General features: G+C 39.7%; 18 protein-coding genes and 1 pseudogene. 15 read left to right on the top strand and 4 right to left on the bottom strand.

Features of this window, described 5'->3' with window-relative positions; translation table 11 throughout:
- Window positions 1–54: 54 nt before the first annotated feature.
- Window positions 55–711 carry a YoaK family protein gene (locus tag MTN96_RS22185; RefSeq protein WP_036979974.1) on the bottom strand — a complete coding sequence of 219 codons (657 nt, stop codon included), beginning with the start codon at window positions 709–711 and terminating at the stop codon, window positions 55–57.
- Between the two features lie 143 nt (window positions 712–854).
- Between MTN96_RS22185 and MTN96_RS22180 the strand changes: the two genes are divergently transcribed.
- From MTN96_RS22180 to MTN96_RS22165, 4 genes are all read left to right on the top strand, one after another.
- Window positions 855–1,103 (top strand): TIGR03643 family protein, encoded by a 249-nt coding sequence (locus MTN96_RS22180; protein ID WP_069439242.1) that lies wholly within the window; start codon window positions 855–857, stop codon window positions 1,101–1,103.
- A gap of 72 nt (window positions 1,104–1,175) precedes the next feature.
- Window positions 1,176–1,559: a hypothetical protein gene (locus MTN96_RS22175; RefSeq protein WP_248532771.1), complete on the top strand. Its 384-nt coding sequence runs from the start codon at window positions 1,176–1,178 to the stop codon at window positions 1,557–1,559.
- Window positions 1,560–1,568: 9 nt separating this feature from the next.
- Window positions 1,569–2,648 (top strand): endonuclease/exonuclease/phosphatase family protein, encoded by a 1,080-nt coding sequence (locus MTN96_RS22170; protein ID WP_069439240.1) that lies wholly within the window; start codon window positions 1,569–1,571, stop codon window positions 2,646–2,648.
- A gap of 133 nt (window positions 2,649–2,781) precedes the next feature.
- A complete protein-coding gene (locus tag MTN96_RS22165; protein WP_248532769.1) occupies window positions 2,782–3,318 on the top strand; it encodes a DUF924 family protein in 537 nt (178 codons plus the stop codon).
- A 70-nt stretch (window positions 3,319–3,388) separates the two neighbouring features.
- Here the strand turns inward: MTN96_RS22165 and MTN96_RS22160 are convergent, their stop codons facing one another.
- The gene (locus MTN96_RS22160) at window positions 3,389–4,765 is read right to left on the bottom strand and encodes an NAD-dependent succinate-semialdehyde dehydrogenase (protein ID WP_036979962.1); all 1,377 of its coding nucleotides are present in this window, start codon (window positions 4,763–4,765) and stop codon (window positions 3,389–3,391) included.
- Window positions 4,766–4,965: 200 nt separating this feature from the next.
- On the opposite strand from MTN96_RS22160, the gene MTN96_RS22155 reads away from it, so the two are divergent.
- From MTN96_RS22155 to MTN96_RS22145, 3 genes are all read left to right on the top strand, one after another.
- Window positions 4,966–6,000, top strand: coding sequence for a nitronate monooxygenase family protein (locus tag MTN96_RS22155; RefSeq protein WP_248532767.1), 1,035 nt, complete (start codon window positions 4,966–4,968; stop codon window positions 5,998–6,000).
- Between the two features lie 6 nt (window positions 6,001–6,006).
- Window positions 6,007–6,573, top strand: coding sequence for a Crp/Fnr family transcriptional regulator (locus tag MTN96_RS22150; RefSeq protein WP_036979957.1), 567 nt, complete (start codon window positions 6,007–6,009; stop codon window positions 6,571–6,573).
- Window positions 6,574–6,635: 62 nt separating this feature from the next.
- A complete protein-coding gene (locus MTN96_RS22145; RefSeq protein WP_248532765.1) occupies window positions 6,636–7,133 on the top strand; it encodes a YgjV family protein in 498 nt (165 codons plus the stop codon).
- Window positions 7,134–7,172: 39 nt separating this feature from the next.
- On the opposite strand, the gene MTN96_RS22140 is transcribed toward MTN96_RS22145, so the two are convergent.
- Window positions 7,173–7,688: an NUDIX hydrolase gene (locus MTN96_RS22140; protein ID WP_248532764.1), complete on the bottom strand. Its 516-nt coding sequence runs from the start codon at window positions 7,686–7,688 to the stop codon at window positions 7,173–7,175.
- Between the two features lie 226 nt (window positions 7,689–7,914).
- Here MTN96_RS22140 and MTN96_RS22135 point away from each other — a divergent pair, with 226 nt between their 5' ends.
- The 8 genes and pseudogenes from MTN96_RS22135 (at window position 7,915) to MTN96_RS22100 (ending at window position 16,680) form a co-directional block, all read left to right on the top strand.
- The gene (locus MTN96_RS22135; protein ID WP_248532763.1) at window positions 7,915–9,255 is read left to right on the top strand and encodes a sigma-54 dependent transcriptional regulator; all 1,341 of its coding nucleotides are present in this window, start codon (window positions 7,915–7,917) and stop codon (window positions 9,253–9,255) included.
- 17 nt (window positions 9,256–9,272) lie between these two features.
- Window positions 9,273–9,482, top strand: a complete 210-nt coding sequence (locus tag MTN96_RS22130; RefSeq protein WP_214552077.1) for a histidine kinase — start codon at window positions 9,273–9,275, stop codon at window positions 9,480–9,482.
- Window positions 9,483–9,500: 18 nt separating this feature from the next.
- A complete protein-coding gene (locus tag MTN96_RS22125; RefSeq protein WP_214552076.1) occupies window positions 9,501–10,985 on the top strand; it encodes a CHASE3 domain-containing protein in 1,485 nt (494 codons plus the stop codon).
- A gap of 1 nt (window position 10,986) precedes the next feature.
- Window positions 10,987–11,448 carry a response regulator gene (locus MTN96_RS22120; protein ID WP_069439234.1) on the top strand — a complete coding sequence of 154 codons (462 nt, stop codon included), beginning with the start codon at window positions 10,987–10,989 and terminating at the stop codon, window positions 11,446–11,448.
- 25 nt (window positions 11,449–11,473) lie between these two features.
- A complete protein-coding gene (locus MTN96_RS22115; RefSeq protein WP_248532761.1) occupies window positions 11,474–13,435 on the top strand; it encodes a response regulator in 1,962 nt (653 codons plus the stop codon).
- 243 nt (window positions 13,436–13,678) lie between these two features.
- Window positions 13,679–14,838, top strand: a pseudogene (locus tag MTN96_RS22110) (IS66 family transposase); the annotation flags it as partial.
- 3 nt (window positions 14,839–14,841) lie between these two features.
- Window positions 14,842–15,816 (top strand): putative glycoside hydrolase, encoded by a 975-nt coding sequence (locus MTN96_RS22105; protein ID WP_248532798.1) that lies wholly within the window; start codon window positions 14,842–14,844, stop codon window positions 15,814–15,816.
- Between the two features lie 243 nt (window positions 15,817–16,059).
- Window positions 16,060–16,680, top strand: a complete 621-nt coding sequence (locus tag MTN96_RS22100; protein ID WP_248532760.1) for a fumarylacetoacetate hydrolase family protein — start codon at window positions 16,060–16,062, stop codon at window positions 16,678–16,680.
- On the opposite strand, the gene MTN96_RS22095 is transcribed toward MTN96_RS22100, so the two are convergent.
- The gene (locus MTN96_RS22095) at window positions 16,613–17,545 is read right to left on the bottom strand and encodes an ABC transporter substrate-binding protein (protein ID WP_248532759.1); all 933 of its coding nucleotides are present in this window, start codon (window positions 17,543–17,545) and stop codon (window positions 16,613–16,615) included. The genes MTN96_RS22100 and MTN96_RS22095 overlap by 68 nt on opposite strands.
- Window positions 17,546–17,582: the final 37 nt, after the last annotated feature.

The raw sequence follows: 17,582 nt of genomic DNA, 5'->3' as shown, positions 1-17,582 counted from the left end.
ATTCCAGCACATCGGCAAGTTGATAAGTTTAGGGTAGGGGAGTTTGTGAATTGGTTAAAGCACACTCAACCTATAAACCCGATAAGTAATCGATAAAACAATACAAAAAATACCCGGAAAAACTAAAGTGAGCACTGAGTAATGTTTAAATAGCAATACGCCTACCACTCCACCGGTTAAAAAACCGGCAACAATTAATGTAAAGACCAAGCATTTTCTATTGTCAAAAGCTTCTCCTTTTAGGGCTTTACCAAACATCAAACCCAAATCGGTAAAAATACCGGTTAAATGAGTGGTACGCACTACAGCACCGCTGTAGTTAGTGGCTAAAGCATTTTGTAAGCCGCAGGCGGCAGAGGCGAGTGTAAGTGCGTAAGGATATGAATGTTGAAGTAGCTGTGCGCTTACCAGTAGTAAAATACCCTCAATAAATAAGAGCGTATCGTAATGGCGTCCTAACTTAAGTGACCCGCCTGAGAGCATTAAGCCTGTTAATGCCGAGCCAAATATAAAGCTCAGTACAATCGCAATTAAAAATAACGCTGCATTGATGTTGGTAGTAAGTTCAATAGCTAATGAAGTCACCGACCCCGAAACATGAGAAATTGCTTGCTGTTCAAACCCTAATAAACCTACTGCGTTTACCATACCGGCAATAAAAGCGAGGGTAAACGCACCATATTCGACCCACTTAGGTAGTTTTGTAAACATCCTTTTAGCTCCGGTTTCAGTGTGTAGATTAATCATACACTTAATTAAAGTTAATAAATGAAAAGAGGTTATATTTTTAACATCACAAGCAAGTGATGATCGCTAAATTTAACTTTTGCGTATTAACCAAATTTGGAATTAATATGTTTAACCAAGAACAGCAATCACGCATTATAGAAATGGCATGGGAAGACAGAACGCCATTTGAAGCCATTGAAAATCTGTATGGGCTAAATTACTCTCAATTAGTTAATTTTATGCGTGACCACATATCTAGTGGCTCATTTAAAGTGTGGCGTAAACGCCATGCCGGGCGTAAAACTAAACACCTAAAGTTACGCGACCCCGCGATTATACGCAGTCATTGTAAAACACAGTACAAACAGCGCTAACTTTAGGGTTTCATGTGTTGTTCAGGCTTAAGCGTTAATAATCTTCAGTAATAACCACACTGGAGAACAGCCATGAAAACATTAATCAGTATTTTATTAATGGTTTTTGCGCTAACGGCAACAAACGCATTTGCTGTACCACACAAAGACAAACATGCAGGTAAGCATGCGAATAAACACGCAAACAAGCATCACTGGAAAAAGCAAAAAAATAACCAATACCATAATAAAAAATGGCTTTCTAAGAAACAAGCCAAGCAGTTAATTCGTCAAGGGTGGACTCCACCAGGGTGGCACAGATCTTATTATCAAGGTGATATCCTTGGGCATGACATTTATAAGCGTGCTAGAGTAATAGACCGAGAAAGAGACACAGTGCGAGTTGAAATTGATCGCACTATTATTCACCTAGTGCACGACACTCGTGAAATACTCTCTATTTTACAGCGCTATTAGGATTTATAAATGCTCACTGTATTGGTCATAGTTACTGGCTTGTTGTTATTAATAACCTTATTACCCCTGTCATACAGTCAGCATTACTTGATACGTAGTTGCGACTTTGTGCGCTTGCAGGTGTGCTACCTAGCAAGCGCTGTAATTATCGTTGCACTAATAGGTATGTGGCAAAGCGGCTTAATTGCTTACTCACTCGTAGCGGTGGTCGCTTTTGTTATTTTAGTTTTGCAAGCTAAGTGGATTTATCCCTACACTTGGTTTGCTAAAAAAGAAGTATTAACAGCGCCAAAAAGTAGTGATCATAGCATCAGAATCTTATGCGCTAATGTACTGATGTCGAATCGACATAGTGAGCAGTTAATTAACTTAGTCGATAAATATCAGCCCGATTTACTTATCACCTTAGAAAGCGATAGCTGGTGGCAAGATAAGTTATCTGTGCTTAAAAAAAACTACCCTTATCAAGTACAGTGCCCAAAAGATAATCGTTACGGCATGCATGTATTTAGTAAATTTAACATACTCGATGCACAAATTTGTGAACTCATAGAAGATAATATTCCCTCTATTCATATTTTATTTGAAAACCATCAAGGGCTAAAAATGCAGGGGCATTTTATTCATCCCGCGCCACCAAGCCCAACAGAAAAAGATTCATCGCGTCCGCGCGATAGCGAACTAATAATGGTGGCTAAAGCGCTTAAAAATCCAAGTCGCCCAACGATAGTCGCCGGCGATTTAAATGATGTAGCTTGGTCACGCAGCACCCGTTTATTTATGCAAATCAGTGGCTTTTTAGACCCACGTAAAGGACGGGGCTTTTATAACACTTTTCATGCTGGTTACTTTTTTATGCGCTGGCCGCTCGATCACTTATTTCACTCTACAGGTTTTACTGTAAAGCGTATCAAACGTGTTGCTAAATATGGCTCCGATCACTTTGCTCTGCTTACCGAACTTGTTTATGAAGATGCTAATCAGCAATCACTCGAAACAAAGCCCAGCGAGCTTAAACAGCAAGACATACAAGAGCTTGCTATGAGCAAAGCCGATAAACGTAAAGTGCCTAGGTTTGAAAAAGGCTAGATTAAGTACAGGTGTTAGGTTAAAGGCTTTAGGCGAAAGGCAAAATTAATACATTAGGGTCGTGCTTTTTAAATTTGCGGGATTTTATATAGCGAGCTATTTAGTTGAGTGTTAATTAACAAAGAGATTCATTATGTTTAATAAAATTATCAACTTTTGGTTTACAGAGCTTGAGCCAAAGCAGTGGTGGCAAAAAGACGAGGCGTTTGATTTGATGATTCAGGCTCGTTTTGGCCAATTACACCAGCAAGCGAGTGCGAGTGAGTTATTTCAATGGCGTGAGAGTGCATTAGGCAGCCTAGCTGAAATTATCGTGCTTGATCAGTTCTCGCGAAATATTTATCGTGACAAGCCAGCATCATTCGCCTGTGATTCAATGGCTTTAGCGTTAGCACAATCGGCCATTACAAAAGGGTTTGATAAGAAGTTGACGGATGAGCAGCGAGTATTTTTGTATATGCCTTTTATGCACAGCGAATCGCAGTTAATTCATAAGGAAGCAGTCCGGTTATTTAAGGCGTTAGGTATTCAAAATAACTTAGACTTTGAGTATCAACATAAAGCGATTATCGATAGATTTAATCGTTACCCGCATCGTAATAAAATACTGGGGCGGGTGTCTACAGAAGAAGAACGCGAGTTTTTAAAACAGCCCAATTCAGGTTTTTAGATTTATCAGGCAAAAAACACCGCGCTTATTACAAGCGCGGTGTTTAGTTTTATTAACCAGATACCTGATATTAGCTATTAATCATGATGCTTTTAACATTCACAAACTCGCGAATACCAAAGCCGCCATGTTCTCTGCCATAGCCACTGTCTTTAACACCGCCAAATGGTAGGTTCGGTTGTGCCAGTCCGTAACCGTTTATGTTGATCATACCGGTATCAAAATGCTTTTTAGCCAGCTCAATGGCTTTTTTCTCATCTTTTGAAAAGATACCGCCGCCTAGTCCATAACGGGAGTCGTTGGCAATACGCATAGCGTCGTCATTATCTTTGGCTTTAATCAAAGATGCCACAGGGCCAAATAATTCGTCATCATATGCAGGCATCCCTGGTGATAAATTTTCTAGTACTGTAGGTGGGTAGTAATAGCCTGTTTGCTTCGGAATTTCGCCGCCTACAATTACTTTTGCGCCTGCATTTACCGAGTCTTGCACTTGCTGATGAATTTTGTCGCGTAAATCTTCTCGTGCCATAGGGCCCAGTTCAGTATCTTTATCCATAGGGTCGCCCATTTTAATTGCTTTAAATTGCTGGCTCAGTGCTTCTTTAAAGTCATTGTATAATGAGTCAACTACCACAAAACGCTTGGCAGCCACACAGGTTTGGCCATTGTTAATAATGCGGCCCTGCAAACAGGTTTTAACTGCCAGTGCGAGGTCAGCATCATCAAGTACAACATAAGCGTCATTACTACCCAGTTCTAGTACGGTTTTTTTAACGTGCTTACCGGCCTGCTCAGCTACTTTTTTGCCTGTGCCATCACTTCCTGTGAAGGTAACGCCACTAATGTGTTTATGAGAGATAAGTGCGCTGGCTGTTTTTCCGTCAATTAGTAAGTTACTAAAGCAATGCTCAGGGAACCCAGCTTGTTTAAATAAGGTATCTATTTTTTCAGCCATACCAAACACATTGCCCGCGTGTTTTAATACCGTGGTATTACCCGCCATAATATTTGCGGCGCTGTATCTAATAACTTGATAAAGTGGGAAGTTCCATGGCTGAATACCTAGCAACACGCCAGTGGGGCGATAACTTATAATTGCACGACCGCCTTGCATATCGCGTTCTTCGTCGCTCAGCATATCGGCGCCATGTTCTGCGGTATAACGGCAAATGTCAGCACAAAGCTGCACTTCTTGAAAGCCTTGTTCGTACACTTTACCCATTTCTTCGGTCATCAGTTTAGCAAGCGTTTCTTTTTGCTCTTCAAATAAAGAGGCTAGCTTATTCAGGTATTTAGCGCGCTCAGTAAACGAGGTTAATCGCCATGTTAAGTATGTTTCATGAGACTTTTCGATCACTTGTTCTGCTTGAGCTTGAGAAAGCAGCGTATAGCTATTGATGACTTGCTCAGTTGCTGGATTGATCGTATCTACTGTGTTACTCATTTTACCTCCTAACAAATTATGTAATAGGGTAGGTGCAAAACCAAAGCCAGTTGGGCGATAGTTTATAATAATTCATAACTTTTTGTTAATAATGGTTTTTATATTACTTCATACAAAAATCTAGATTTTGTTTGTTCGTTGTTTTTGCTATGGTTCTGTAAATACTGCAAGTTGTTGAAAAAGTTACAGGGAGTAGTTAGATGATACAGTCATTGTTTAATATCGATTTACCTCTTATTCAAGCGCCCATGGCGGGCGTACAAAGCGTTGAGTTGGCTGCAAGCGTTTGTGAAGCTGGCGGGTTAGGGTCGTTGCCTTGCGCTATGTTATCGCCAGCACAGTTAGTTGAACAGCTCGACTTGCTTACTCAAAAAACAGATAAACCATTTAATCTAAACTTTTTTTGTCACACGGTTACAGATTACACCAGCCAACAAAAGCAGCAATGGCATAATATGCTGACCCCTTATTTTGCAGAGTATGAAATTGACCCGCAAAGTTTAACCGCAGAGGCATCCCGTCAGCCTATAAACCAAGCCGTTGTAGATATTATTGCTCCCTATAAACCTGCAGTTGTGAGTTTTCATTTTGGTTTACCTGAGCACGCTATTGTGGCGCAAATAAAAAACTGGGGCGCTAAAGTAATTTCAACGGCGACCACTTTAGATGAAGCTATTTGGCTCAGTGAAAATGGCGCTGATGCTGTTATTGCTCAAGGTATAGAAGCTGGTGGGCATCGAGGGCATTTTTTATCAATGGATTTAAGCTTGCAACAAACCACTGAGCAGTTAGTTAAGCGTTGTGTTGAGCATTTATCATTACCGATTATTGCTGCAGGAGGTATTGCAATGCCAGATGATGTAAAGCATATGAAAGCGCTGGGGGTAAGTGGAGTTCAAGTTGGTAGCGCTTATTTATTATGTAAAGAGGCAAAAACATCTGCTTTACATCAGCAAGCTATTTTAGAGCAGGCTCAAGGTAGCACCGCGCTTACTACTTTGTTCTCTGGTCGAGCCGCGCGGGGTATTCAAAACCGCGTCATGCTCGAGTTAGGTACTATGCCTGAGGGCGTGCCTTCGTTTCCTCATGCTAGTAGCGCAATAACAGCATTAAGAACATGCGCTGAAAAAGCAGGCCAAAGTGATTTTTCGCCTTTATGGTGTGGTCAGAAGTATGTGCCTCGGGTGGGGGTATCAGCTGCGGATATTACGCATATTTTAATGGAAAAATGGTAATGTTTAATGTCTGACAACCCACTTTTATCGCTTGGCGATAGTTACGAAGTGCTTATAAATAAGCTTAAATCACAATTGGCAGGTATTTACCCTCAACAGCTTGTCGCGCGCAATACCGTGTTATTGCCCCAAGGCGATGTACAGCGTTATGGCTATTTAATTATGGAGGGGGTTTTAGGTGCTATTCATGATGATATTGATGGCGGGCAAAAATGCAAAGAGTTTTATTTTAAAAATGAGTTTGCATTGCTGTTTGCCAATTGGATGACCTCAAGCCCCGCTTTTTATCAATTAAAAGTAATTAATGAGGCAAGTGTAATTAAAGTACCGCTAACACTATTTGAGCAAGCACAGTACCAACTCATTAAGCAGCAGCTCATTGCGCAGCAACTAATATTTAAAGAAGCCAAAGAAGCATTTTTATTACTCAACAGCCCCGAGCAGCGATACTGTTACTTGCTTAAACATAAACCGCATTGGTTGGCGCAGTTAAGCTTAAGCCAAGTGGCTATGTATATAGGTATTTCGGCCATTTCGTTATCACGAATTCGTAAGCGACTTAACTTAAGTTAAGTGCTGTTTATATAAAGCACTATACACTCCTCATTTTTATGCCTTAAGTGCCTTGGAGTGTTATGTTTTTAATTGCCCAATCATTGGTTGCCGTCGCGACTTTACTCGACTTAGCTTCATTTCAGTTTAAGTCCCGACGCATTATCTTATGTTGTTTATTTACCTCTGTGTTATTAACCTCAGTCCACTTTTTTATTTTGGGTTATAACAGTGCCGCCTGCTTAATGCTTATTGCCGCGTTACGTTATTTTTACTGCATATACTTTAAGCATACTTGGGTCATGTTTGGATTTATGGCAGTGAGTTGTTTAGCCGTTTATTTAACATGGCACGATTGGTTTAGTGGCTTTGCGCTGGTGGCGACATTAATACAAACCATTGCTTCATTTCAAAATAGAGACTTGCACTTAAGGTTATGTATGGTGGTGGGAACCTCTTTTTGGATAACGCATAATATTTTTGCTGGCTCCCCTGTGGCAATAATTATGGAAAGCCTATTTTTAAGTAGTAACTTATTTGGTTTATATCGATTTTATATTAGTAAAAAAAAGTCTTGCTGAACCTCAAATAGGAACGTAAAATGCAGTAATGTAAACTTATTAAAAGAACTGTTTGGCAATTTCTTTTAATAAAAAGGTTTCTCGAATAATCGACAATCCTTGTTTATCGCTATTAGCTAATGTGCGTTCGTTGTGAGCTATCGCCTCAAAAATATTTACCCATTTAGCTTGCATACCATTTTGTTGCTCATAGTGCTCAAGCTGTGCTTGGCCGAGTTGTTCGTTAATTTCGCATACATAACAGTATGACTTTATATGAATAATATCAAAGTCATCTTTGTACCAAGGACGATATTCTTCATAGAGGCCAAACTCACTGCAAATTTTTATATTTTGCGCGCCAGTTTCTTCATTAAGCTCTCTGATAAGTCCTTGTTTAATGCTTTCATTTGAGTCTATGCCACCACCGGGTAAACTGAAATCGTCATAGCGCTGAGTGTACATTAATAAAATATGCTGTTGTTTAAATACAATTGCGCGAGCAGTAGGGCGAGTAAACTGAGAACCATGAGTAATATTAATAGTGGGGTGAATAGTGGTTTTTAATAAGCGCATAACGACTCCAGCAATAAAGGTAAATTATATCAGCTGGTTATATTAATTACTTCATTGTTAAAAAGTAATTAGCTGCAAAGCTTGTTAATTTCAGCGCTTATACATATATCTTTAGTTATAATAGCGAATTATAAAAAATAAAATGTCATTGTTTTGACCATGCTCTGTATATCTTTCATTTGTTGAAAGGGGTGAGTAGAATAATAAAAAAGCATAGGGATTAATCATGTTAAATATACTTTTAGTTGATGACGACATCGAATTTAGTGATGTTATTTGTCACATTGTTGAGTTTCTTGGGCATAATATTCAAACTGCAACCAGTTTAGAAGAAGCGCATCAGTGGTTTGAGAATAATTCCTTTGATCATATATTACTGGATTTCATGTTACCCGATGGTAGCGGCTTGCACTTATTAGATCATTTGAAAATGATTGGTCAATCTCCTAAAGTCACGCTTATTTCAGGGCACCCATCGGTTAAGGGGATTTTAGCCGATATGTGTGAGCCCAATGTAACGCATTTATTAAAGCCGCTGCAGCGAGAAGATTTAGAACTGGTTTTAAATGGTCCTAAAAAAACTGTTAAAAAAGCTAAGAAAAACGCTATCACCCATCATTTTGATACCTTAATTGGTGAATCTGAGGCAATGCAAAAGCTCTATACTATGATAGAACGTGTTGCTAAAACACAGGCTAACGTAATGTTAGTAGGTGAAAGTGGTGCCGGTAAAGAAGTGGTTGCACAAGCGATTCATAATGCCAGTCAATGCGAAGGACCTTTAGTTGCTAGCAACTGTGGCGCCCTTTCAAAAGAGCTTATTGGCAGTGAATTATTTGGTCATGAAAAAGGTGCCTTTACAGGGGCGATAGCCCGCAAAGAGGGCGTGTTTGAACAGGCAAATAATGGCACCTTATTTTTAGATGAAGTCACTGAAATGCCCATTGGCATGCAGCCTAATTTATTGCGCGTATTAGAAACAAAAAAAGTAACAAGGGTAGGTGGCAACCGAGAAATTCCAACTAACTGCCGCGTTATTTCTGCGACCAACCGTTCTTTAATCGATTTAGCTCAAAATAATATTTTACGTGAAGATATTTACTTTAGGCTTGCCGTATTTCCTATTGATATACCGCCATTACGTGAACGAAAAGACGATATTCCATTATTGGCAAAAGTCTTTTTAGAGCAGTTAAATGACGAAAATGGCACTGCTTTTAGCTGGACGAACGAACAACTTAAAGAGCTACAAACGTACGACTGGCCAGGTAATGTACGCGAACTTCGTCACGCTATTCACCGCGCTTTTATTATGAGCGATCCACAAACAAGCGATGTGGCACTGCCAAATAACCTAGAGTCACCTTTTTCACGAGTAAATAATCAAGCTCAGGAAAATCAGGTTTCTGCAGGGCAAACCATTGAAGAAGTTGAAAAAGAGCTTATTCATGCAACACTCGATAAAGTACAAGGTAATAAAACATTGGCTGCACAAATGTTAGGTATAAGTACTAAAACGCTTTATAACCGCCTTAACGCATATGGTGGCATTGGCGAATATAAATAAAATAACATGAGGATAGTATGGCATTAACTAAACAAATAAAGCCTTTAAACGAACTAGTACATGATGCGCGAGCACCGTTAAATCGTATTTCAATGAATGCTGAACTTATCAAGCTAGTACTTGAAAACGATATGCCCGTCGAAAAAGCACTCGAGGCACTCGATAAAATAATTGTTAATTGCCAAGCATGTAGTGACAGTTTACAGCTTATTTCAAACTCAAAATAATAAAAACCAGGACGATAAATGATTAAACGCAAACAGCAAGGCAAAGCAAATGTTATATGGGCGTTATTTATCTCCATAATACTATGCATTATTGTAGGTAATGCATTTTTAGCGATTAATACCATACAAGGCTTAACGCGTACTCAGCAAAGTTTAGATAACACTAATATGCTAAGTACAGCCATTGAGCAAATGCATCTCTCTGTAGTGCAGGCTGAATCAGGGCAGCGCGGGTATTTATTAACGCAGGACGATGATTACTTAGCTCCATATTACGATGCGGTTGCACAAATTGAATCGCAAACCGATTATGTTCGCTCTTTAAACTCTGAAATTGAGGGGCAAGCTGAGCGTATTGCAACGTTAATTTTATTAGTTGATAGTAAAATTGCTGAGCTTAAAAGCACAGTTCAATTAGCATTAAATGACAAAGAAGAACGTGCAATGCTCATACTCAACTCTCATAAAGGGCGTGACCTATACCGAGAGATTCGTGTACTTGTTAATGATATTCAAGATCGAGAGCTGTTATTTAAAGTCAGTCACTTTTCTAAATTAGCGCAAATAAAAAACGAGGCAAAAATCACTTTTGCAATTACAGCCATCACGAGTGCTTTACTTATTGGTGGTATGTTTTTACTTGCGCGGCTTAACTTAAAAAATGCGGCGGTATATCGAGCTGAGCTCGAAATGCAAAACGAAACCTTAGCCAGTAAAGTGACCGAACGTACCCAAGAACTTACGTTATATTCTGATGAGTTAAGTCGCAGTAACCGTGAGTTAGAAGAGTTTGCTTTTGTTGCCAGTCATGACTTGCAAGAGCCGCTGAGAAAAATTCAAGCATTTAGCGATCGTCTTGAAAGCATGTTTAAAGACGAGTTAGGTGAAAAAGGAACTGACTACATTGCTCGAATGAAAAATGCTGCGCAGCGCATGTCTAATTTAATTAATGATTTATTAGAGTTCTCTCGAGTAACAACTCGAGGTAAAGATTTTACCGACACCAATCTAAATAGCATACTTAATGATGTTTTAAGCGATTTAGAAATAGCCATTAACGAGTCTAATGCGCAAGTGATAACGGTTGATATGCCAATCATTCAGGCTGATCCGAGTCAAATGCATCAGCTGTTTTTAAACTTAATTTCAAATGCTGTTAAGTTTAGAGCGCCTAACGTAAACCCTGTTATTGATATTAGCTTTGAACGAATTAGCGAGTTTAGTGAAGACCATAATAGTAAAGTAAGTTGGCATGTTATTACTGTAAAAGATAATGGTATCGGCTTTTCAGCTGAGTATGCAGATAAAATATTTGTGCCATTTCAGCGTTTACATGGGCGTTCTCAATATAAAGGAACCGGCGTTGGATTATCTGTATGTCGCAGAATTGTAGAGCGACATGGAGGAACTATTACAGCAATAAGCACCCCTAACGAAGGCGCAACCTTCATTATTAAACTACCTGTGGATGCAGAGTTATTCACATTACAAGGAGAGGCATAATATGCCATTAACAAACGTAAAACCCATTACCATTTTAATGGCAGACGATGATGAAGATGATCGTTTATTAACCCAAGATGCTCTCGCTGAAAGTCGCGTTTTAAATGAATTACACTTTGTTGAAGACGGTGTAGAGCTTTTAGAGTATTTAGAGCGTACAGGCAAGTTTGAAGACAAAACCCTGTCACCAAGACCTGGCTTGATTTTACTCGACTTAAACATGCCGAGAATGGATGGACGTGAAGCACTTCAAGCGATTAAAGCCAACCCTAATTTAAAAGGTATTCCCGTTGTTATTTTAACTACTTCAAAGCAAGAAGAGGATATGGTTAAAGGTTACGATTTAGGTGCGGCGTCATATATTACCAAGCCAGTAACTTTTGATGGTTTAGTTGAGTTGATGAAAACGTTAGGTAAATACTGGGTTGAATTTGTAGAGCTACCAAGCACGTTTAACGATTAAGCATATAATTAAAATAGGAGACGCTATGTTAGCAAAGGCAACGAAACTGCTATTGGTTGAAGATGATGAAGATGATTATATTCTTACTCGTGACTATTTAGAGCAGCTCAGTTCCCATGTGTTTAACATAGAGTGGATAAGCTCTCCTGAGCAGGCAATACATGTACTAAGTAAAAATGAGCATGATATTTGCCTGCTTGACTATCGCTTAGGTACCTCAGATGGCTTAAGTGTTTTAAAGCAAGCGATTAAGAATGGCTTTTGTGGGCCTATTATCATGTTAACGGGGCAATCTAACGATGCGCTAGATTCGGCTGCGCTTGATGCTGGTGCGGTTGATTACTTAGTTAAAAGTGAAATGAGTGGTAGCCGGTTTGCCCGTTCTATTCGTTATGCTTTAGCGCGCCGCGATGTAGAAGATGAGCGAGTTGAACGTTTAAAAGCGGAGGCTGAAAACCGTTCAAAAGACCGCTTTTTAGCGCATTTAAGCCACGAACTACGAACTCCCTTGTCGTCTATTTTAGGCTATACCGAACTACTTATGCTCAGTGATTTTAGCAAGCAAGCTGAAAATGAGTTGGGTGTTATTTATCGTAATGGCAAGCACTTATTGAGCTTACTGAATGATGTTTTAGATTTATCTAAAATTGCAGTCGATAAGCTTGAGCTAAGCTTGGGGGATGTTAATCTTGATAGCCTAATGGCCGACGTGTTTACGCTAATGCGTGTATCAGCCCTAGATAAAGGTTTATCATTAAAATTTGAATCACTGGAGCCTTTGCCATTAGTTATTCGTGTAGATGCTACTCGGGTTCGACAAATTCTCATTAACCTGATCAATAATGCGATAAAATTTACCGAGCAAGGCGAAATTATCGTTAACGCATGGACAGAGATGGTGGCTGATCGTGAAATGCTCTTTTTTAGCATTAAAGATTCAGGCTTGGGTATTGCTCCAGAAAAACAAGCACTCATCTTTAAGCCTTTTGAGCAAATTGCAGATGTAGAGTCGCGCTCAGTAGGTGGTGCGGGCTTGGGATTAGCTATTTGTTCTGAGCTACTTAGTCGTATGCAGGGTACTATTTCATTAGATTCTTATGTAGGTGAGGGCTCAACGTTTACCATTTCCTTATACCCTGGTGATATCAGACAGGTAGAGCGCAATTTATTAAAACTTGATTTAACCCCCAACATGCAGCAAAAAGTAGCGCCATGCGAAGTAAGTGGTAAAGTGTTGGTGGTGGATGACTTACGCGATTTACGCGTGTTGGTTGGCCATTTAATTGGCTCAGCGGGTGCTGATGTAGATTATGCTGATAATGGCAAACAAGCGCTTGATAAGGTTAAAAAGCAACTCGCAGAGGGGCGCGCCGCTTACGATATTATATTTTTAGATATTCATATGCCGGTGATGGGTGGAAAAGAAGCTGCCATTGAACTTAGAAAGTTAGGGTTTAAAGGGGCGATTATTGCTTTAACCGCGGCCACCATGAAAGGTATTCATAACGAACTAACCGCGCTAGGGTTTGATGATATGATTGCTAAACCTGTGGATTCCAACTTACTTTACCAATGCTTAGAGTCAGCGCTGGAGAAAAAAACACAGCGTGTTTCATCGATACAACCAACGCCAAAACATAATACTAGCATAAAGCGTTTTTTATTAGTGGAAGACGATGCTGATGCCGCACAAATAACTCAGCTTTTATTAGAAAGCTTGGATGTAGAAACCACTATTGCAACTAGTATAGAGGCGTGTTGTACAGCGCTTAAACAAGACAGTAATTACGACAAAGTATTACTCGATATGCATTTACCCGATGGTTCAGGTTTAGAGCTTGCTGGGTTTATTAAAGAACACTATCCCGATATTCAACGAGTTATTATTAGTGGAATGGAGCCTGATGCCGTACACATTAGGCAGCTAGAAATAGAGCAAGTTTTGCTTAAACCAATAAACTTGGCGCTATTAAGTAAACTTGTTTAACGCCACTATTTGCCAATTTATATAATAATTAGCTAGGTAATATTAACGACCGATTGGCGTATGACTAATTCGGGCTGAAATAAAGTTTGAATAGGCTGTACGCTTTTTGATACACATGGCTCAGTACCCACTGTGCAACTACTTTACCCATTTCATATTTATAGTGCTTAAAGGGGGGTATACGTGGCGGGTAAAGAACATGTTATCGTAGCCTATTATTGAAAGTTGTGCGGGTAGTTCACCCGTGAGCAAGTGATTCATGACATTGCCGAAGAAGACAAGGTGTGTAACTGCTGTGGTAATGAGTTGCATAAAATGGGTGAAAACGTCAGCGAAAAGCTCGGCTTCGTCCCCGCAAAGATAAAAGTCATTGAGCATATTCGCCCAAAGTACGCGTGTCGTGAATGTGATAAGTCAGGGTCGAATAACAGTATTAAACAAGCCAAGATGCCAAACATGGCCATCAACAAAGGCATGGCCACGTCCAGTTTGTTAAGTCAAATCATCACCAGCCAATATCAATATGCACTGCCACTGCATCCACTACCTTGTTTGAACCGCTGATACAACGACTGAAACACGCGTTACTTAAACAGCCTGCGATACATGCCAATGAAACGACGGTCAATGTGCTCAACGCCGACAAAGTAAAAAGTTACATGTGGCTATATTGTACCGGCACGGATTCGCCATTGGCTATAAATAAACACAACCCAATACCAAACATTGTGCTTTACGACTATCAAACCAGTTGGGCAGCTTCCTGTGTGGTTAATTATCTGGATGGCTATTCGGGCTATTTACAGGATGATGGTTATCAAGCGTATGCACAAACGCAATCAACACTCGTTGGTTGCTAGGCCCATGCACGTCGTAAATTTATAGAAGCAAAACACGTGCAGGGTAAAAACAAGACAGGCAAAGCCGACGTAGTCTTGAGTCTCATTCAAAAACTGTACGGCATTGAATCAAAACTCAACGATAAAACACCAGCACAAAAGCATGAAATAAGGCAAGAGCAAGCGAAACCTATTATCGATAAACTGCATAAATGGCTAGAGCAAAATCAGCCACGTTTAGTCGGGAAAACCAAGTTAGCAGAGGCAGCAACCTATCTCGCTAATCAATGGCATAAGCTTATAGTTTACCTTGAAAATGGTCAGCTTAATATCGACAATAACCGCGCCGAGCAAGCTATCAAACAATTTGTTATTGGCCGTAAGAACTGGATGTTTAGCCAAACCTCACGCGGCGCAATAGCAAGCGTTCACCTATACAGCATCATCGAAACTGCAAGATCCAACGGCTTAACGCCATTTGATTACATCATGCATTGCCTCGATGAGCTTTGTCAGCCTGAGCCAGACATAGAACAATTATTGCCTTGGAATGTCAATATCTAGGTGATGATCACCGGACGTTTACCATACGCAGAAGTTAATGGTGATGTTGATAACCTCGAATACCAGCGCGGCAATAAAAGCGACTTAGCGCTACTGCGTAAGTTTAAAGATGCGGGAACCCCTGTTATTTCATTATTTATAAGCGGTCGCCCTATGTGGGTTAATGCTGAGCTTAACGCCAGTGATGCGTTCGTTGCTATTTGGCTTCTAGGTAGTGAAGGCGATGCAATTAGTGATGTCTTGTTTAAAAATGCAGACGGTTCAATTAATCATGACTTTAAAAGCAAGCTATCGTTTTCCTGGCCTAATAATCCAATCGATAATGAAAACCGTAACGACGGAGGTTACAGTCCATTACTTCCTTATGGTTTTGGTTTAACTTACAACGATAGTAATGTCTTAAAAGATGACCTGGTGGAGCAAACTCAACAGACTGAAAAACTGGATGATTTAGTATTGTTTGAGCGTGCAATTAAAGCACCGTGGTCACTGGTTTTAAAAAGTGGTGAGCAACAAAAAACGGTGGCGAGCAGTCGCGAGTCATTAGGTGCGGTGAGCATCCAAACATTTGATAAAGAGGTGCAAGAAGATGCGCGCGCTATTCGTTTTAATGGCCAAGCAATGGCTGGGGTTAATTTAGCCGCGGCATTCCCATCTGACTTACGCTCATACGTTGAGAGTAATGGCCAACTGCAAATGCAAATTAAAGTAGATAAAGCCGCGGCTAGTCCGTTATGGGTTGGTATGGGGTGTGGTGAGAGTTGTCAGTTTAAGTTTGATATTACTGATAACCTTGAGCAATCAGGTCAATGGCAAACATTAAACATCAACTTAAGTTGTTTTGCAGAGCAAGGTGTTGATTTAGCACAAGTGTTCACCCCTTGGCAGTTAAGCACGCAAGGTGATTGGCATGTATCTATTGCTAAGCTGGCTATTACAGCAAATGCTGCCGAGCAAAGTAGTGTTACTTGTAAGTAGTCAATAACCTATTAATAATCTATCAATAAGCAGGTGCTAAATGTACCTGCTTATTGCTTTAAAACCGCGTATACAAAAACCTACTAAATTATACACGTCTACTTTTTATTTCAGTCTGTATCATTGATTATATTTAGCTCAGTAGTAGTCATAAAAGCGTGATAAAACTGTATTCGCTTTTGCGTTAATAATTTGAGAGTATGCCAAAATATTAAACGCGTTGTGTAATTAACAGGTGATAGAATGAATCAAATAAAGCTGGCTTCGCAGAGCATACAACCTTCAAAAATAGTCTGTGTGGGGCGTAATTACAGTGCGCATATTGCTGAATTAAACAACGAACACCCAGAGCAAATGGTGGTTTTTAATAAGCCTAATAGCGCGATCACTGATACCTTACTCGCTACTCATCTTGGCGATACATTGCACTACGAAACAGAGTTATGCTTTGCGGTTAAAAATAAACAACTTGTGGGCGTGGGCATTGGACTTGATTTGACTAAACGCGCTTTGCAAAGCAGCTTAAAAGAAAAAGGCCTGCCGTGGGAGCGTGCTAAAGCATTTGACGGTTCAGTTTTATTTAGTGAGTTTATTGAATTAACGCCAGAGATGACATCGTTTATATTTGAATTACATATTGATGGCAAGCCGGTTCAACATGGTGATAGCCAACTTATGTTGCACCAACCTGCACAAATATTGGCTGAGGTTAGTCAGTTTATGAGCCTCGAAGAAGGCGACATTATTATGACTGGCACGCCTGCTGGCGTAGGGGTGGTTAGTACTGGACGAGAGTTTAACGTTGCTCTTTATTCTGGTCAGCAGTGTTTATTGGAGCATCATTGGTCTGTGAGTCAAAGTTAATTATGTGTTGATAATATTGTTTATCAAAATTATCGATATGTTCACTTAGCCAGTGTCGCTGGCTTAGTTGATGAGCAGCCGATTCTAGTATGGTACTTTCTAATGCCGCATTAATTTTCTTAATTGCCTGATTAGCAAAATCATTAGGCGCATTAGTCGCACAGCCTACAGCTCCTTTGATTAATGAGCGTGTATTTTGAGCTATGGGTATACTAACGATTTTTATAGGGTGTTGTTGCTGGTTAAAGTAACTGGCCATAAAAGGGTAATCGAGCGAGTAGTCTAAAAAGCCATGCCTCAACCTATCGATCACAACACCACTCTCATTATCACTACTTAAGCTTAAGGACACGTTATGATGGCTCAAAGAGTTTTCAATAATCATATTTATGTGTGGTGAAAAACGTCGTGCTGCGGCTTGTCCATAGGTAAAGCGTTCATCGCTAAGTAAACTAATTAAATTTATAGGATTACCATGTGCTTTAGTAAGTGTTTCTGCTTTTTGGTTAGTTGTAATAATACTAAACTCAGGGTAGATAGAGGTAGGACGTGAGTATGTATAGACTTCGTTGGTGCTCTTTTTATGGATTACGCATGGAAAGCAGACATTTTTGCCTTCTTTGATATATTTATTAATTCGTTTTTGTGGAACAAATAATCGAGTATGTTTTACATCCTTTATACTACTGATTAGTTGCTTAGTTAAATTGTCACACAAGCCCATTTTAGTATTCTCTGAGTTTAAGTGAAAAGGCGGTGTGTTGCTTTGTAGCCATAAAATTTCAGTGAGCTGATTTTTAGATTGGCTAATACTGTTACTCGAGAATATTAAAAATAGCAGGCAGAAATAACGAGCTGTATCCATAAAAAGCTGATAATTCTTTATTAAATGACTGTATTTA

This window comes from Pseudoalteromonas sp. 2CM28B, assembly GCF_023161935.1.
The sequence above is the reverse complement of the archived record's forward strand: the minus strand, read 5'-3'. Positions and strand labels throughout refer to the sequence as shown.

What these genes read in the sequence shown, in the direction of transcription:
- MTN96_RS22145 (WP_248532765.1), top strand. Translation starts at nt 6,636, where the DNA reads ATGTTTTTAATTGCCCAATCATTGGTTGCCGTCGCGACTTTACTCGAC.
- MTN96_RS22170 (WP_069439240.1), top strand. Translation starts at nt 1,569, where the DNA reads ATGCTCACTGTATTGGTCATAGTTACTGGCTTGTTGTTATTAATAACC.
- MTN96_RS22125 (WP_214552076.1), top strand. Translation starts at nt 9,501, where the DNA reads ATGATTAAACGCAAACAGCAAGGCAAAGCAAATGTTATATGGGCGTTA.
- MTN96_RS22150 (WP_036979957.1), top strand. Translation starts at nt 6,007, where the DNA reads ATGTCTGACAACCCACTTTTATCGCTTGGCGATAGTTACGAAGTGCTT.
- MTN96_RS22165 (WP_248532769.1), top strand. Translation starts at nt 2,782, where the DNA reads ATGTTTAATAAAATTATCAACTTTTGGTTTACAGAGCTTGAGCCAAAG.
- MTN96_RS22160 (WP_036979962.1), bottom strand. Translation starts at nt 4,765, where the DNA reads ATGAGTAACACAGTAGATACGATCAATCCAGCAACTGAGCAAGTCATC.
- MTN96_RS22155 (WP_248532767.1), top strand. Translation starts at nt 4,966, where the DNA reads ATGATACAGTCATTGTTTAATATCGATTTACCTCTTATTCAAGCGCCC.
- MTN96_RS22140 (WP_248532764.1), bottom strand. Translation starts at nt 7,688, where the DNA reads ATGCGCTTATTAAAAACCACTATTCACCCCACTATTAATATTACTCAT.
- MTN96_RS22130 (WP_214552077.1), top strand. Translation starts at nt 9,273, where the DNA reads ATGGCATTAACTAAACAAATAAAGCCTTTAAACGAACTAGTACATGAT.
- MTN96_RS22105 (WP_248532798.1), top strand. Translation starts at nt 14,842, where the DNA reads ATGATCACCGGACGTTTACCATACGCAGAAGTTAATGGTGATGTTGAT.
- MTN96_RS22115 (WP_248532761.1), top strand. Translation starts at nt 11,474, where the DNA reads ATGTTAGCAAAGGCAACGAAACTGCTATTGGTTGAAGATGATGAAGAT.
- MTN96_RS22175 (WP_248532771.1), top strand. Translation starts at nt 1,176, where the DNA reads ATGAAAACATTAATCAGTATTTTATTAATGGTTTTTGCGCTAACGGCA.
- MTN96_RS22180 (WP_069439242.1), top strand. Translation starts at nt 855, where the DNA reads ATGTTTAACCAAGAACAGCAATCACGCATTATAGAAATGGCATGGGAA.
- MTN96_RS22185 (WP_036979974.1), bottom strand. Translation starts at nt 711, where the DNA reads ATGTTTACAAAACTACCTAAGTGGGTCGAATATGGTGCGTTTACCCTC.
- MTN96_RS22135 (WP_248532763.1), top strand. Translation starts at nt 7,915, where the DNA reads ATGTTAAATATACTTTTAGTTGATGACGACATCGAATTTAGTGATGTT.
- MTN96_RS22095 (WP_248532759.1), bottom strand. Translation starts at nt 17,545, where the DNA reads ATGGATACAGCTCGTTATTTCTGCCTGCTATTTTTAATATTCTCGAGT.
- MTN96_RS22100 (WP_248532760.1), top strand. Translation starts at nt 16,060, where the DNA reads ATGAATCAAATAAAGCTGGCTTCGCAGAGCATACAACCTTCAAAAATA.
- MTN96_RS22120 (WP_069439234.1), top strand. Translation starts at nt 10,987, where the DNA reads ATGCCATTAACAAACGTAAAACCCATTACCATTTTAATGGCAGACGAT.